The following is a 15275-nucleotide window of genomic DNA, read 5'->3' as shown; positions in this document are numbered from 1 at the left end:
GGGGCCCAGCGGCGTCAGGAGGTGGTCAGGTCTTGCGGACCGCTCGGAGCCACTCCTTGTTCATCGCGGCGATCGACGGCAGCGGGATGCCCTTGGGGCAGGCGGTGGCGCATTCGCCGGTCAGGGTGCAGCCGCCGAACCCCTCGTCGTCCATCCGGGCCACCATGTCCAGCACCCGGGTCTCGCGCTCGGGCGAGCCCTGCGGGAGCACGTTGAGGTGGTTGACCTTGGCGGAGGTGAACAGCATCGCCGACCCGTTGGGGCAGGCCGCCACGCAGGCTCCGCAGCCGATGCACTCGGCGTGCTCGAAGGCGAAGTCGGCGTCGGGCTTGGGCACGGCGGTGGCGTGCGCCTCGGGGGCCGCGCCGGTCGGCGCCGTGATGTATCCGCCGGCCTGGATGATGCGGTCGAAGGCGCTGCGGTCGACGACGAGGTCCTTGACCACGGGGAAGGCGGAAGCCCGCCACGGCTCGACGTCGATGGTGTCGCCGTCGGCGAAGGACCGCATGTGGAGCTGGCAGGTGGTGGTGCGCTCCGGACCGTGGGCGTCGCCGTTGATGACGAGGCTGCACGCGCCGCAGATGCCCTCGCGGCAGTCGTGGTCGAAGGCGACCGGGTCCTCGCCGCGCAGGATGAGTTCCTCGTTGAGGGTGTCGAGCATCTCCAGGAAGGACATGTCCTTCGAGATGCCGTCGACCTCGTAGGAGGCCATGGCGCCGGGGGCGTCGGCGTTCCGCTGGCGCCAGACGCGCAGGGTGAGCTTCATGCGTAGCTCCGCTGTGTGGGGTGGACGTACTCGAAGACGAGGTCTTCCTTGTGCAGGACGGGTGCGGCTCCGGTGCCCCGGTACTCCCAGGCGGCCGCGTAGCCGAACTCCTCGTCGCGGCGGGCCGCTTCACCGTCCGGGGTCTGGGACTCGACGCGGAAGTGACCGCCGCAGGATTCGGCGCGGTGGAGGGCGTCGAGGCACATCAGCTCGGCGAGTTCCAGGTAGTCGACGATCCGGTTGGCCTTCTCCAGCGACTGGTTGAACTCCTCGCCGCTGCCGGGGACCTTGATGCGCCGCCAGAACTCCTCGCGGATCTCGGGGATCCGGGCGAGGGCCTTGCGCAGGCCCTCTTCGGTGCGCGCCATCCCACAGTACTCCCACATGAGTTCGCCGATCTCTCGGTGGAAGGAGTCGGGGGTGCGGTCCCCGTCGACGGCGAGCAGCTTGGCGAGGCAGTCACGGGTCTCGCGGACGGCGGCGGCCGCCTCCGGGTGGCCGTCGTCGACCTCGTCGTGGTGCGGGTGACGGGCCAGGTAGTCGTTGATGGTGGACGGCAGCACGAAGTAGCCGTCACCGAGGCCCTGCATGAGGGCGGAGGCGCCGAGGCGGTTGGCGCCGTGGTCGGAGAAGTTGGCCTCGCCGATCGCGAACAGGCCCGGGACGGTGGTCTGGAGGTCGTAGTCGACCCACAGGCCGCCCATCGTGTAGTGGACCGCCGGGTAGATCCGCATGGGGACCTCGTACGGGTTCTCCGCCGTGATCCGCTCGTACATGTCGAAGAGGTTGCCGTACTTCTCCGCCACCTTGTCCTTGCCCATGCGGCGGATGGCGTCGGCGAAGTCCAGGTACACGCCCTGGCCGCCCGGTCCGACGCCACGACCCTCGTCGCAGACGTTCTTCGCGGCCCGGGAGGCGATGTCGCGGGGGACGAGGTTGCCGAAGGAGGGGTAGATCCGCTCCAGGTAGTAGTCGCGCTCCGCCTCGGGGATCTCGGCCGCGGGGCGGGTGTCGCCCTCGGCCTTGGGGACCCAGATCCGGCCGTCGTTGCGCAGGGACTCGCTCATCAGGGTGAGCTTGGACTGGTGGTCGCCGGTGCGCGGGATGCAGGTGGGGTGGATCTGGGTGAAGCAGGGGTTGGCGAAGTGGGCGCCGCGCCGGTGCGCCCGCCAGATGGCGGTCGCGTTGGAGTTCATGGCGTTGGTGGAGAGGTAGAAGACGTTGCCGTAGCCGCCGCTCGCCAGGACCACCGCGTCCGCGTAGTGCGTGGAGATCTTCCCGGTGATCAGGTCGCGGGCCACGATGCCGCGGGCGACGCCGTCGACGGTGATCAGGTCCAGCATCTCGGTGCGGGCGTGCATCTCCACGTTGCCCGCGGCGATCTGCCGGGACAGGGCCTGGTAGGCGCCGAGCAGCAGCTGCTGGCCGGTCTGGCCGCGGGCGTAGAAGGTGCGGGACACCTGGACGCCGCCGAAGGAACGGGTGTCGAGGAGGCCGCCGTACTCGCGGGCGAAGGGGACGCCCTGCGCCACGCACTGGTCGATGATCTCGACGGAGATCTGCGCGAGGCGGTGCACGTTGGACTCGCGGGCGCGGAAGTCGCCGCCCTTGACGGTGTCGTAGAAGAGGCGGTGTACGGAGTCGCCGTCGTTGCGGTAGTTCTTCGCGGCGTTGATTCCGCCTTGTGCGGCGATGGAGTGGGCGCGGCGCGGGGAGTCGGAGAAGCAGAACTGGACGACGTGGTAGCCCTGCTCGGCGAGGGTCGCGCCGGCCGCGCCGCCGGCCAGGCCGGTGCCGACGACGATGATCCGGTGCTTGCGCCGGTTCGCCGGGTTGACCAGTTTGGCCTCGAAGCGGCGCCGGTCCCAGCGCTCGGCGATGGGGCCCTCGGGGGCCTTGGTGTCGACGATCGGCTCACCGGTGGTGTAGTCCGCGTACGGCGCGTGGGGATCGTGGGACCCGGACCCGTGGAAACCGTCGGACCTACGGGGATCCTGCGGCCCGGTCTGCGCGGGGGTCTCGTGTGCGCTCATGGTCAGCTCACCACTCCGGTCATGACGGCGACGGGGACGGACACGAAGCCCGCGAAGAGGACGAGGGCCAGTGCGTTGGCCAGGAACTTCAAGGTCCGGTCGCGCCGGGCGTTGCCGGCGCCGAGGGTCTGGGCCGCGCTCCAGAAGCCGTGGCGGACGTGCAGCCCGAGCGCTGCCATCGCGACGAGGTAGATCGTGTTGCCGTACCAGGTGGAGAAGGTGGCGAGGACGTTCTCGTACGGGTGGCCGGCCCAGGCGCGCTCGTTGACCGTGAGCGTGGTCAGGTCGAGGATGTGCCACACGATGAAGAGGGCCAGGATCACGCCGCCCCAGCGCATGGTGCGGGTGGCGTAGCTCGCCCGGCGCCGCTTGTGGGCGTACTTCACCGGGCGCGCCTTGATGTCGCGCCGGCTGAGCTGGTAGGCGCACACGGCGTGGGCGACGACCGCGGCGACGAGCACGACGCGGACGATCCACAGGGCCCACTCGTGGTGCAGGAAGGGGGACCCGAGGGTGCGCAGCCAGTGGGCGTACCCGTTGAACTCCTCCGCGCCGAAGAAGATCTTGAGGTTGCCGAGCATGTGCACGACGAGGTAGCCGAGCATGATCAGGCCCGATGCCGCCATCACGGACTTCTTGCCGACGGTGGAGTCCCAGAGCGTGCGCGTGATGGACGGCCGTCGATCCGTCCGCGTTGCCAGAGCCATGAAGTCGACGGTAAGGACTTAGGTCCCGAAAGGTCCAAGACATGGTGGAGCTGATCGCGATAGGCAACGCCTATCGACGGGGCTAGTCTGGTGGCATGCAGTTCCAGCAGCTCGTGTACTTCGTTGCCGTCGCCGAGACCCGGCACTTCACCCGGGCCGCGGAGCGGGAGCACGTGGCCCAGCCCTCCCTCTCGCAGCAGATCAAGGCTCTCGAACGGGAACTGGGAGCCGAACTCTTCAGCCGGGTACGGGGCAACATCGCCCTCACCGACGCGGGCGAGGCCCTGCTCCCGCTGGCCCGCCGGATCCTCGCCGACGCGGACACGGCACGGCTGGAGGTGCAGGAGCTCGCGCAACTGCGACGCGGGCGGATCCGGTTGGGGGCGACGCCGAGCGTGTGCACGGGCATGCTGCCGGCCGTCCTGCACGCCTTCCACACCGCACACCCCGGCATCGAGCTGCTGATCGAGGAGAGCGGCTCCCTGGACCTCGTACGGGAACTCGCGCGGGGACTGCTGGACCTTGCCCTGATCACCCTGCCCCTGCCACCGTCGGCACCCGCCCTGACCACCGTGGAGCTGCTGACCGAGGACTTGCTGGTGGTCTCCTCGGCGGAGCTCCCGCCCCCGGCGGGCGGGGGCGAACTGACCATCGCCGACCTGCGCGACGAGCCGATGGTGATGTTCCGCCACGGCTACGACCTGCGGGACCTCACCGTGGGCGCCTGCCGGGCGGCGGGCTTCGAGCCGACGTTCACCGTGGAGGGCGGCGAGATGGACGCCATCCTCGGCTTCGTCCGCGCCGGGCTCGGGATCGCGGTGGTCCCGGCGATGGTCGTCGAACACGGCGGCCCGGGCCTGCGCGCCACCCGCCTCGCCGGTTCCCCCCTGCGCCGCACGATCGCCCTGGCCCACCGCACGGACGTCGCACCCCCACGCGCGGCCCGCGAACTGAAACGCCTCCTCCTGAGCTGACCCGCCCCCGCGCTCCCCGGCCGCGGGGTCAGGCCGACCGTATCGGCAAGGCCGTGTCGAGACCGTCGGCCAGCATGGCGAAGGCCCGTTCGGCGTCGACCACCGCGTCCGGGTACAGATCATCGGCGCGCCGACCGGCGGCGATCCGGCGCCAGTTCTCACGGCCCAGTTCCTGGCGCACCGCCACCAGGTTCATGGCCGCCAGCCGTGCGGTGAGCGGTGCCACGGACTCCGCCTCCAGAGCCGCGGCGAGGAGTTCCACCTCTCGGGCCGTGTATTGGAACAGCCGGGACTTCAGGCCCTCGGTGGAATGGAGGAGCCCCTGGAAGGCGAGGACGTTCGGGTGGTCGCAGAGCCCGGTGATCGGGTCCCGCTCGGCGAGGGCGGCCACGAAGTGATCGCGGACCGCCCCGACGGGGGTCCGGCCGGCGGCCCGTTCGCGCACGACCCGCGCCGCCTCGTCCTGATGGTCGGCGAACCGGTCGAGGACGAGGTCCTCCTTGGTGGGGAAGTAACGGAACAGGGTGGGTTTGGACACCTCCGCCGCCGCGGCGACATCGGCCACCGACACGGCATCGAAGCCCCGTTCCAGGAAGAGTTCCAGCGCCGTGGCCGCCAGCTGGCGGCGCGTACGCAGCTTCTTGCTCTCTCGCAGACCCGTCGTGTTTTCCATGCCGACACCGTACCACCGAATATTTACCAAGTCACGTTCATTACCCGGTTGCTTTTTCTTCGCGGGCGCGCTTTCCTGGAACCCGGCGACGACGAGAGGACGACCGATGACAGACGTACTGATCGTGGGCTCCGGCCCAACAGGGCTCACCCTGGCCTGCCGGCTGGCCCTCAACGGCATTGAGGTGCGCATCGTGGAGCGGCGCCCGGGCCCGCACCGCGAGTCCCGGGGGAAAACCCTCGATCCGGGCAGCCTGGACGTCCTGGAACAGCTGGGGGTCGCCGCGAGGATGACGGCCGTCGGCAACGCGGACCTGGTGTTCCGCAAGTACTTCGACGGAGCCCACATCAGCGACACTCCCTTCACCGACGCCCTGTTCATCGGGCAGTGGCAGATCGAGGAGCTGTTGCGCGAGCGGCTCGCGGAGCTCGGCGTGCAGGTCGAGTACGGGACCCGGATCACCGAAATCCGTCAGGACCCGGACGCGGTGACGGCTCGGCCGGAGGTCGGCCCGGCCATCGGCAGCCGCTACCTCGCCGGCTGCGACGGCGGACGGAGTACGACGCGCAAGCTTCTCGGCATCCCCTTCGAGGGAAGCACCGAGGAGGAGTCGCTGATGGTCCTCGGGGACGTGAGCGCCCCAGGGCTCAGCCGCGACCACTGGCACCAGTGGTTCACGTCGGACGGCGGCGCCATGCTGCTCTGCCCGATACCGGGCACCGACTCCTTCCAGCTCCAGGCCTCGCGCGAGCGGGACGCCCGCGGGGAGCCGATACCGCCGTCCCTGGAAAGCTTCCAGCGGCTGTTCGACCGGCACGCCGGGATGCCGGGCATCGAACTGGCCGATCCCACCTGGATGTCGGCTTGGACCGTCAACGTCCGCATGGCCGACCGGCTGCGGGAGGGGCGGGCCTTCCTCGCCGGGGACGCGGGCCACGTCCATCCCATCGCCGGCGGGCGGGGCATGAACACCGGAATCCAGGACGCGGCCACCCTGGGCCGGGCCCTGACCTCGGCCCTGCGCACACCGCCCGGACCCGCCCGGGAGGAAATCCTCGACCGCTACGAGGCCGAGCGGCTGCCCGCGGCCGCCGAGCTGCTGGCCGACACGACCGAACGACTGGAGCGGGTCCTCGCGGCCGTGCGCGAGCCGGGTCGGGGAACGGAGGCCGGTCTGCGCTGACCGACCGTCCCGACAGCCGCCCCCGACCATCCACTCGACGGCCACGCCCGGCTCCTCGGGGCAGCGGTCCATCGAGCCGCGCCGCCCCACCCGGATTCGGGGCCGGTCAGGTGGGGGTGGGGACCGCGTCGGAGAGGGACAGGGTGTGGATGCGGTCCGGGGAGCCGGGGCGGGCGTAGTACCAGCCCTGGGCCGTGTCACAGCCGAGGTCGCGGAGCTGGGCGGCCTGGACGCCGGTCTCCACGCCCTCGACCGTCACGGCGAGTTCGAGGCTGTGGGCCAGCGCGACGATGCCCTCCACGATCTTGACGTCGACGGGGTTGGCCGGCTGCTGCTGCATCCCCTGCGTGAAGGAGCGGTCCAGTTTCAGAACGCTGACGGGGAGGCGGCGCAGGTTCGCGAGGTTCGAGTAGCCGGTGCCGAAGTCGTCCAGGGCGATGTCCACGCCCAGGGCGGCGAGCCGCCGCAGCGGTTCGAGGAGCTCGTCGTCGGCCCCTATCAACGCCGACTCGGTGACCTCCAGGCACAGGGCGCCCGGGGCCAGGCCCGAGGCCTCCAGTACCCGTACCGTGTCGGCGACCAGGCCGGGGTGGTGGAGCTGCGTCGGGGAGAGGTTGACGTTGACGCGCAGGCTGGAGCCGCCGTGCTGGAGCTGCCAGCTCCGGGCCTGCCGGACCGACTCCTCCAGGACCCAGCGGCCGAGCGGAACGATGAGGCCGGTCCGTTCCGCGAGCGGGATGAACCGGTCGGGGCCGAGGACCCCGTACTGCGGGTGCGACCAACGCACCAGCGCCTCCGCACCGCGCACGCTGCCGTCGTGCATGTGCACCAGCGGCTGGTACTCGATGAAGAACTCGCCGCGTTCCAGCGCGGCGGGGAGCGCGTTGGTCAGGCCGTGCCGGGTGATGGCGCGGGCGTCGGCCTCCGCGTCGGCGAACTCGAAGCGGTTCCCGCCCGCCGCCTTGGCCCGGTACATGGTGATGTCGGCACTGCGCAGCACCTCCGCGGCGGTCCGTTGGCCGGCCCGGCCCTCGACGATGCCGATGCTGCCCCGCACGGTCAGCTCCCGGCCCTCCAGCCGGATCGGCGTCGACAGGGCGGACAGGATCCGGACCGCCAGGTCCGTCACCTTCTCCTCGCTGTCGGCGGCGGGGCCGGTGGTGAGGGCCACGAACTCGTCGCCGCCCAGGCGGGCCACCACCTCGCCCGGTCCGGTCGCGCAGCTCTGCAGCCGGTCGGCGACCTCCACCAGGAGCCGGTCGCCGGCCGAGTGGCCCAGGCTGTCGTTGACCGCCTTGAAGCCGTCGAGGTCGAGGTAGCACAGGCCGAAGCGGCTTCCCCCGCCTCCGCCCAGGGCCTTCTCCAGCCGTTCGAAGAACAGCGTCCGGTTGGGCAGTCCGGTCAGCGCGTCATGGGTCGCCTCGTAGCGCAGCCGCAGGTTCAGCAGCCGGCGTTCGGTGGTGTCCTCCATCAGGGCCAGCTGGTACTGCGGGGTGCCGTCGGTGTCGCGCAGCAGGGACACCGTCAGGTTGGTCCACAGGACGGTGCCGTCGTGCCGGTAGTACGGCTTCTCCACGCGGTAGTGCTCGCGCTCCCCGCGCACCAGCTCCCCGTACATGCGCCACACGTGCGGAGTGTCGTCGGGGTGTCCCCATTCGCTGACGTTGCGGCCCCGGACGTGGCCCTCCAGGCCACCGAACATCTGCAGCAGGGTGTCGTTGACCTCGAGGACGTTGCCCTGCAGGTCGGCGATGCCGATCCCGATGGCGGCGCCCTCGAAGACCGCCCGGAACCGTTCCTCGCTGGCGTGGAGGGCCTGCTGGGCGTCGCTGCGCGCCGTGAGCGCGGAGCGGGCGATGGCCTCCTGCTCCTTCAGGGTCCGTTCGCGCAGCGCGCGGGCGAACCCGGCCGCGATGCCGTGCTGGAGGCGGGCACAACGGGACCGGTACTCCTCGGTGCCTTCCGTCCCGGAGCCGTCGGGCCCGCAGTACAGCACGAGGTAGGACTCGACCACGCCGAGGGTGCCCGCCAGGGCTTCGGGGTCGGTGCAGTGCACGGCGACGAGTTCGGCGCCCACCCGCTGGGCGACGGCGGCGTCGAAGGGCCGGGCGTGCAGGGCCTCGGTGAGCGTGCGGGTGAGCGGTACGAGGTGCTGTTCGAACTCGGGCCGGGTCAGCGAGGTGGCCGTGACGGGGAAGATCGCCCGCCCCCAGATGGTCGCGAAGCGCGCGATCCGGTCCTCCAGCCCACTGCGCAGCTCACGCAGCTGCTCCCGCCCCGGGACGGGGCCGGGGTGCTTCGCGGAGGTGCCGGCCGGATCCGGGGCGGTCCCGAAGGCGACGGCCTCCGGGAAGGCCCGGCCCGGGGAGGCGGGCGGCGGTGTGGGAGCGGGGAGTCTCACGCCTTGCGTCCCACGCCGCCGAAGCCCGAGAAGGCGTACGGGTCCTCCGACTCGTCGCCCTCGGCGAGCGCCTCGGTGCGGTCCGGGCGCCAGTCCGGCATGGACACGAGACCCGGTTCGAGCAGGTCGAAGCCATCGAAGAAGCCGCTGACCTGCTCCCTGCTGCGCATGACGAGGGGGTTGCGGATGTCGCGGTAGACGTTGACGACGCCGCCCGCCACCTCCTGGGTGAGCGGGATCCCCTCGTACGAGGCGTGCGTGAGGACGAGCAGGCTGCCCGGGGCCAGCGCGTCGCGCAGTTCGGCGACGGCGGCGTACGGCTCGTCCGCGTCCTCGATGAAGTGCAGGACGGCGACGAGCAGCAGTGCGACGGGGCGGTTCAGGTCCAGCAGTCGGCCGACCTCGGGAGCGGCGAGGATCTCCTGCGGCTTGCGCAGGTCGGCGGCGACGACGCCGGTGCGCTCGTCACCGTCGAGGACGGCCCGGCTGTGCGCGACGGCCACCGGGTCGTGGTCGACGTAGACGACGCTCGCTTCAGTACTGGCCGCGTGGGCGATCTCGTGGACGTTGCCGAAGGTCGGGATGCCGGAGCCGATGTCGAGGAACTGCGTGACGCCCTCGGCGACGGCGTGCCGGACGGCACGGCGCATGAATGCCCGGTTGGCCTGCATGACCTTGGGGAGGCCCGGCATGAATTCCATGGCGCGGCGGGCCGCCTGGCGGTCGACCTCGAAATTGTGGGAGCCGCCCAGGTAGTAATCGTAGATGCGGGACACGCTCGGCACCGATATGTCGATGCCTGCCGGGGCCCAGGCGGGGCGCTCCATCGGGGTCTCCAAGCCGTAGTCGTGTCGTGTCCGTCCGGGGGGCGGGACGGGGGTCGGACTCCTGTCCGAGCCGAATGTACTGATCATTGCCCAACGGGGCGAGTAAAAGCGGAAATTGGCGGTCCGTTCTTGGTCACACACCAAAGACTCGGACGGGTCCGAACAGAGGTGGCTCGGAATCCGACAAATACCTTTTGGGAATTGAACGGCACTCGATCAGACACGGTCGGCGGCTGGCTCAAACCTCTCTGGTCCGAACTCCGCCCGTTCAGGCGAACCGAGCTCGTCCCCCACGTGCGCGGGCGCGCGCGGGCCCATGCTCCCCGGGTGAACAGAGCCTGTGCCAGGCGCCTGCTGGCGGTCCCGGTCCTACTGTGGGCGGCGTTGGCCGTCACGCCGGCCGTGGCCGATAGCAGCGCATACGCGACGATCGACGCCGGCGACGGCGGAGCGTCCCTCACGGTGTTCGCGGCCGCCGGCAGCGGCGGGAGCGTGACCGTTCGGGGTGGCGGACATCACGGCAAGGGGCACTGCAAGGACCGCGGCCGCCATCACGGCGGAGGGCACCACGGAGGGCACGGTGGACACCACTGCCCGCCGCCGCCCCCGCCGTGCCCTCCGAAGCCGACCCCGCCACCGCCGAAGCCGACCCCCACGCCCAACCCGACCCCGACACCCACCCCGACCCCGACGCCCACGCCCACTCCGCCTCCACCGAAGCCCAAGCCGACCCCGCCACCGAAGCCCACCCCACCACCACCGGCTCCCGCTCCACCCAGGCCGGCCCCCGAACCGGTGCCGAAGCCGCCCGTCCCGGCTCCGCCGCCGCCCCGGGTGTACAAGGCGCCCGCCCCGCCGCCGCCCAAGCCCGCGCCGGAGCCGACGCCGCCGCCGGTGGTGACCCCGTCACCCGCCCCCAAGCCGGTGGCGCGCCCCAGCTACCACGCGCCGGCCCGCAAACCGGCCGAGCGCCACATCTCACCGGTCACTTTCACGCTCATGACCGCGGCTCCCGCCGTGCTCGCGATCGTCGCGCTGCGCCCGCGCTGACCGCTCGGACCCCACCGATCGCGCGAGACCCACCGGCCGCGCCGAAACCCACTGTCCCCGCCGACCGCTCCGGGCACACCGGTGCCCCGGTTCTTCCTTCCCCGTGATCACCGATTGGGAGTCATCTTGTCGGAATGGCTCGTCCTGTCCCTCGCGATGGCCGCGGCGTGCGCCGTGGTCCTTTCCATCGCCTTCTTCAACCACCGCAGGATCGGCGAGGACGACGATCCGAACGAAACCCCGGACGTCATCGAGTACATGACGATGATGATCGGGGTGATCTACGCCATCGTGCTCGGCCTGGCCATCGCCGGCGTCTGGGAAGGCAGAGGGGCCGCCCAGGAATACGTCCGCCAGGAGGCCCAGGCCCTGCACGAGATCAGCGTCCGCTCGGAGGTCTACCCGGCCGAGGTGCGCAAGAAGATCCGCTCGGACGTCGACGCCTACGTGACGTACGTGGTGGACACGGAGTGGAAGGAGATGGCCGAGAACGGCGAGCTGACCGAACGCGGCGGCGAACTGCTGGAACGTATCCGCCGGGACGTGACGGACTACGAACCGCAGACCGACCACGAGGGACAGGCCTACCAACCGCTGGTCGACCAGGCGGCGATGGTGGACGACGCCCGCAACTCACGCGGGCAGAGCGCCGGCGCCACCATGCCGGGAGTGGTGTGGTTCGGGCTGATCGCGGGAGCACTCGTGACGGTGGGGTTGATCTTCACCTTGCAGATCCGGCGGTCGTTCCGCGAGATGCTGCTCGCGGGCCTGTTCAGCGCGCTGATCGCCTTCCTGTTGTTCCTGATCTGGGACTTCGACGCACCGTTCGGGCGGGGCATCTCGGCGACCGCCGAGCCCTTCCTCGCACAGTTCCCCCATCTGGGGCTGGGCGACTGAACGCCGCGCCGGGCGCCCGAAGGAACGGGCGCCCGGCGCGGACGACGGCAAACCGGGGGCGGCCCGTCCGTACCCGGTTCGGCCTACCGGTATGCCCCATTCGCCCGTTCCTGATCGCGGGTCACCGGACCCGCACCTAGCGTGGCGGACATCGAGGCGCATGACCACTCACGTGCGGAAACGCTGCGCGGCTGCTCCTCGGGGATCCGGAGAACCAGCCATGGGTGCGATACGCAGCTCCGTCACCACCCTGTTCAGCGCCGGCGCCGCGGGCGCGGTCCTCGCACTCGGCGCCCCCGGCGCGCCCGCCGCCCTCGCCGCGGAGGCGGCGCCCATCACCTCGTTCGGTTTCGCCATCACCCCGTCCACGGTCGCCCCCGGCGGTCGGACGGTGCTCTCCGTCACCGGCTGCGACGCGGCCTTCGCCACCGCCTCCTCCGGGATCTTCGACACCGTGAGCATCGCGCGCGGCCAGACCGTCCGGGTCACGGTGGACAGCGACGCCCGCCGCGGAGCCCAATACTCCGTCTCCTTCACCTGCAACGGTGAGACCGGCTCCGCCGACGTGACGATCGCGGGCGCGACGAGCACGCCCACCACGAGCTCGACCACGGGCTCCCGTACGGGCACTTCCCCCTCGGCCTCCGCGCCGGCCTCCACCTCCCCCCCGGCCACTTCCCCCGCGGCCTCCTCCCCCGCGGCCGCGGTGGCCCCGCCGCGAACCGCGCCCGCGACCCCGCCGCGAACCGCAGCCGTGACCCCGGCCCGCACGACGGCCGCCGTCCCCCCGCGCACCACCACCGCGCCCCGTACGACCTCGGAGCCGACCGCGCGCGCCACGACGGGCACCGTCACGGGCAACCTCACGGCCTCGGGTGGCGCCAGCCTCGGCGTCCGGGGCGGGCTCGGCGGCAGCGTCGCCGGGATGGACCCGCTGGAACTCGGCGCGGGTGCGGGCCTCTTCCTGATCGCCTCGGCGGGCACCGCGTACGCCCTGCGCCGCCGCCGGCCTTCCAACGGGCACTGATCGCCGGAGCGACCGCGGCACCCGAGCGATCCGAACGGCCCTCACGACGCGTACGGGGCGCCACGACCGGCATGACTCCCCCGGCCCGAACGACCGGCAGGCCCCGTACGCCCTGCACGACCCACACCCCACACGCCCGACGTGCCTCGCGCACCCAGCACACCCCGCACGACCCGTGTACCGCCGGGCCCACCCCACCGACCCGGCACACACCGCACGCACCGCACGCATCGCACACACCGCACACACCGCACGCACCGCACGCACCGCCCGGCGCCTCCCCCGAGCGCCACGTCCTCGCGCCCGCCCCGTCCCACCCGCAAACCGCCGGTCGCCCCGAGGCCCGTGCGGGCCCGGGGCGACCGGCGATCTTCAGGGTGGGCTTTCGCCCCGTGCGGCGGACCTGTCAGGCCCGGCCCGCCGGGACGGGACGACGCCGGCGCATCACGTGCACGCCCGCGCCGAGTGCGGCCGCACCGATCAGACCCGCGCCCATGGCCGTCTCGGCGGCGGACGGGCCGAAGGACCCGCCGATGCCGCCCTGGGCACCGCGGCCCGGGAGGATGGTGAAGCGGTGCGTGGCGACCAGGTTGTTGTCGTGGCACTTGACCGACAGCGTGTGGTGGCCGGGCGAGGCGTGGTTGAAGATCCGGACGGTGGCGAAGCCGATGGGGCCGGACGACAGGTTCGTCTGCGGAAAGTTGCCGTGCGACCAGACGGTGCCGCCGTTGCGGCAGCCGGCCGCGCTGACCTGCATCGAAGCACCCTGATGCACGGAGTACGGGTTGACCGTGACGTTGCTGGGCCCGCTGCCGCCGCCCTGCGGGTTCGCGTGAGCGGACGTGGCACTGAGACCGATCGCGGCGCAAGCAGCCGCGGTCACGGTGAGAGCGCGGAAAACACGCATGGTGGAACCTCCAGCGGAAAGCGCCCCGGAGCGGTGGCTCCGGGCAGATCGACGAGAACGCCTCCCATCACGAACACTCGGGCCGGTCCGCAACCGACGCATGTCCACCTTTGGGCCGCCCGGTTGAGCGACACGCCGAAGGGCGCGCAATGAATCTGACGGATCCGCAGGTCACGGGGCGTCAGGCATTTATGTGACGATTACCTGGATGGGCGCACCCCTTCCGGCCCCACCACCCGTTCGCCCCTCCCCGATCGCCGTCCCGACCGAGCGCCCTTAGCGTGCGTGAAGTAGGGCGTACAGGGGTGGGACTGGAACGCGGGTCGGGACCCCCGCGTCGGGAAGGGAGAGCCATGACCGAGGACGAGAGTGAGCAGCGGCCGAGGAGACGTTCCCCCTGGGGAGTGCTCGCGCTGGTCATGCTCAGCGGCCTCGCCATGATGCGCAACGGAGCGAACGTCGAGGGCGGGCCGCCGCAGCCCACCGCTGCCGCGGCCGTCGCCGTGCGCCCGGACCAGCTGCCGGCGAATCCGCCGACGCCACCGGCGGACATGGAGGTGCTGGACCACTCGTCGGTGCAGCGCATCCGGATCCCGTCGATCAGCGTGGACGCGCCGGTGATGACGGTCGGGCTGGACGCGCAGGGGTGGATCGACGCCCCTCCGCCGCAGGACCGCAACCTCGCGGGCTGGTACCTCAACGGCATCTCGCCGGGCCAGCAGGGGTCCGCGGTGATCGTGGGGCACGTGGACAACGCGCAGGGCCCGGCCGTCTTCTACGGCCTCGGGTCGACGAAGCCGGGCAGCCGGATCGAGGTGGAGCGGTACGACGGGCGCACGGCCGTGTTCGAGGTGTACGGCGTGGAGGTGTTCTCCAAGGACTCCTTCCCCGGTGCCCGCGTGTACGGGGACACCGGGCACCCGGAGCTGCGGGTGATCACCTGTGGCGGCGGTTATTCGAAGGACAAGGGCTACGACGGGAACGTGGTCGTCTTCGCCCGGATGGTGGCCGCCCGCTGACGCACCTTCCGACGAACCTTCCGACGGACCCGCCGACGGGATCCGCCGGCAGGACCACGTCCGACCACCGCCCCGCCGAGGAGTCCTCCTCAGCGGGGCGGCAGCGTGGGCAGGGTCATCCGGTATCCGCGCGCCAGGAGTTGGGGCAGGTAGGTGGCCAGGGCCTGGACGCTCTGCGCGCGGTTGCCGCCCGCGTCGTGGTTCAGCACGATCACCCCGGGCCCGGCGCCGGCCTGTACGCGGGAGACGATGGCGGTGGTCCCGGGTTCCTTCCAGTCGAGGGTGTCCAGGGTCCAGGCGAGCGGCTCCATGCCCAGGTCGGCGCCGATCTCGAAGGCGGCCCGGTTCCAGGCTCCGTACGGCGCCCTGAACCACAGGGGCGGCTCCCCGACGGTCTGCTGGACGACCTCGCTGGTGCGGCCGATCTCGGAGAGCAGGGCGGGACGGCCGAGCTTGGGGATGAGCGGGTGCGTCCAGGTGTGGTTGCCGATGACGTGACCTTCGGCGACCATCCGGCGCAGCAGGTCGCGGTTGTCGGTGGCCATCTCCCCGCAGACGAAGAACGTGGCGCGGACCTGGTACCGGGCGAGGGTGTCGAGGATGGCGGGGGTGTAGCGGGGGTCGGGGCCGTCGTCGAAGGTGAGGGCCATGGCACTGGCGTGGGCGGCGTCGTCGGGCAGTCCGAGGATGGGCCGGGCCCGGACCGCGGGTTTCGCGAGCGGCGGGCGCGCGGGCGCCTCGGCGGTCATCGGCCGGAGCCGGTAGGACTTTTCGGGCGGCCCGGCGGCGCGCAGTCCGGGTGCTCCCGCCG

At 71.7% G+C, this 15275-nt stretch carries 14 protein-coding genes; 6 read left to right on the top strand and 8 right to left on the bottom strand.

The annotated features are described in order from the left end of the window. Positions 1-25 precede the first annotated feature (25 nt). The 3 genes from NOD94_RS34880 to NOD94_RS34870 are packed head-to-tail and all read right to left on the bottom strand — an operon-like array spanning position 26 to position 3506. The gene (locus tag NOD94_RS34880; RefSeq protein ID WP_281210226.1) at positions 26-766 is read right to left on the bottom strand and encodes a succinate dehydrogenase/fumarate reductase iron-sulfur subunit; all 741 of its coding nucleotides are present in this window, start codon (positions 764-766) and stop codon (positions 26-28) included. Next, positions 763-2799, bottom strand: coding sequence for a fumarate reductase/succinate dehydrogenase flavoprotein subunit (locus tag NOD94_RS34875; protein WP_281210225.1), 2037 nt, complete (start codon positions 2797-2799; stop codon positions 763-765). The genes NOD94_RS34880 and NOD94_RS34875 overlap by 4 nt, the downstream gene beginning before the upstream one ends. A 2-nt stretch (positions 2800-2801) precedes the next feature. Further along, entirely contained in the window at positions 2802-3506 is a 705-nt protein-coding gene (locus NOD94_RS34870; protein ID WP_281210224.1) for a succinate dehydrogenase, read from the bottom strand. Positions 3507-3601: 95 nt separating this feature from the next. Between NOD94_RS34870 and NOD94_RS34865 the strand changes: the two genes are divergently transcribed. After that, entirely contained in the window at positions 3602-4480 is an 879-nt protein-coding gene (locus NOD94_RS34865) for a LysR family transcriptional regulator (protein WP_281210223.1), read from the top strand. A gap of 28 nt (positions 4481-4508) precedes the next feature. Here the strand turns inward: NOD94_RS34865 and NOD94_RS34860 are convergent, their stop codons facing one another. Continuing rightward, complete coding sequence (locus NOD94_RS34860; protein ID WP_281210222.1) at positions 4509-5153, bottom strand: TetR family transcriptional regulator; 645 nt, start codon at positions 5151-5153, stop codon at positions 4509-4511. A gap of 106 nt (positions 5154-5259) precedes the next feature. Between NOD94_RS34860 and NOD94_RS34855 the strand changes: the two genes are divergently transcribed. Next, complete coding sequence (locus tag NOD94_RS34855) at positions 5260-6336, top strand: FAD-dependent monooxygenase (protein ID WP_281210221.1); 1077 nt, start codon at positions 5260-5262, stop codon at positions 6334-6336. Positions 6337-6442: 106 nt separating this feature from the next. Here NOD94_RS34855 and NOD94_RS34850 read toward each other — a convergent pair whose 3' ends face one another. Both NOD94_RS34850 and NOD94_RS34845 read right to left on the bottom strand, forming a co-directional pair. After that, on the bottom strand, positions 6443-8602 hold the full coding sequence (locus tag NOD94_RS34850) for an EAL domain-containing protein (protein WP_281210227.1): 2160 nt from the start codon (positions 8600-8602) through the stop codon (positions 6443-6445). 131 nt (positions 8603-8733) lie between these two features. Then, the gene (locus NOD94_RS34845; RefSeq protein WP_281210220.1) at positions 8734-9564 is read right to left on the bottom strand and encodes an SAM-dependent methyltransferase; all 831 of its coding nucleotides are present in this window, start codon (positions 9562-9564) and stop codon (positions 8734-8736) included. 795 nt (positions 9565-10359) lie between these two features. On the opposite strand from NOD94_RS34845, the gene NOD94_RS34840 reads away from it, so the two are divergent. The 3 genes from NOD94_RS34840 to NOD94_RS34830 all read left to right on the top strand — a co-directional run bounded on the left by NOD94_RS34840 (position 10360) and on the right by NOD94_RS34830 (position 12538). Then, positions 10360-10614, top strand: coding sequence for a hypothetical protein (locus NOD94_RS34840; protein ID WP_281210219.1), 255 nt, complete (start codon positions 10360-10362; stop codon positions 10612-10614). Positions 10615-10740: 126 nt separating this feature from the next. Next, positions 10741-11511, top strand: a complete 771-nt coding sequence (locus tag NOD94_RS34835; RefSeq protein ID WP_281210218.1) for a DUF4239 domain-containing protein — start codon at positions 10741-10743, stop codon at positions 11509-11511. A 220-nt stretch (positions 11512-11731) separates the two neighbouring features. Further along, positions 11732-12538, top strand: a complete 807-nt coding sequence (locus NOD94_RS34830) for a hypothetical protein (protein WP_281210217.1) — start codon at positions 11732-11734, stop codon at positions 12536-12538. Between the two features lie 406 nt (positions 12539-12944). Here the strand turns inward: NOD94_RS34830 and NOD94_RS34825 are convergent, their stop codons facing one another. Next, positions 12945-13445: a hypothetical protein gene (locus NOD94_RS34825; RefSeq protein ID WP_281210216.1), complete on the bottom strand. Its 501-nt coding sequence runs from the start codon at positions 13443-13445 to the stop codon at positions 12945-12947. Positions 13446-13798: 353 nt separating this feature from the next. Between NOD94_RS34825 and NOD94_RS34820 the strand changes: the two genes are divergently transcribed. Then, positions 13799-14464 (top strand): class F sortase, encoded by a 666-nt coding sequence (locus NOD94_RS34820; RefSeq protein WP_281210215.1) that lies wholly within the window; start codon positions 13799-13801, stop codon positions 14462-14464. 89 nt (positions 14465-14553) lie between these two features. On the opposite strand, the gene NOD94_RS34815 is transcribed toward NOD94_RS34820, so the two are convergent. Beyond that, a partial coding sequence (locus NOD94_RS34815; RefSeq protein ID WP_281210214.1) for a polysaccharide deacetylase family protein occupies positions 14554-15275 on the bottom strand: 722 nt, incomplete at its 5' end.

It is taken from the genome of Streptomyces sp. Isolate_45 (genome assembly GCF_024721315.2).
Lineage (GTDB): Bacteria > Actinomycetota > Actinomycetes > Streptomycetales > Streptomycetaceae > Streptomyces.
Note: the sequence above shows the minus strand (reverse complement) of the source record. Positions and strands in the feature narration are given on the sequence as shown.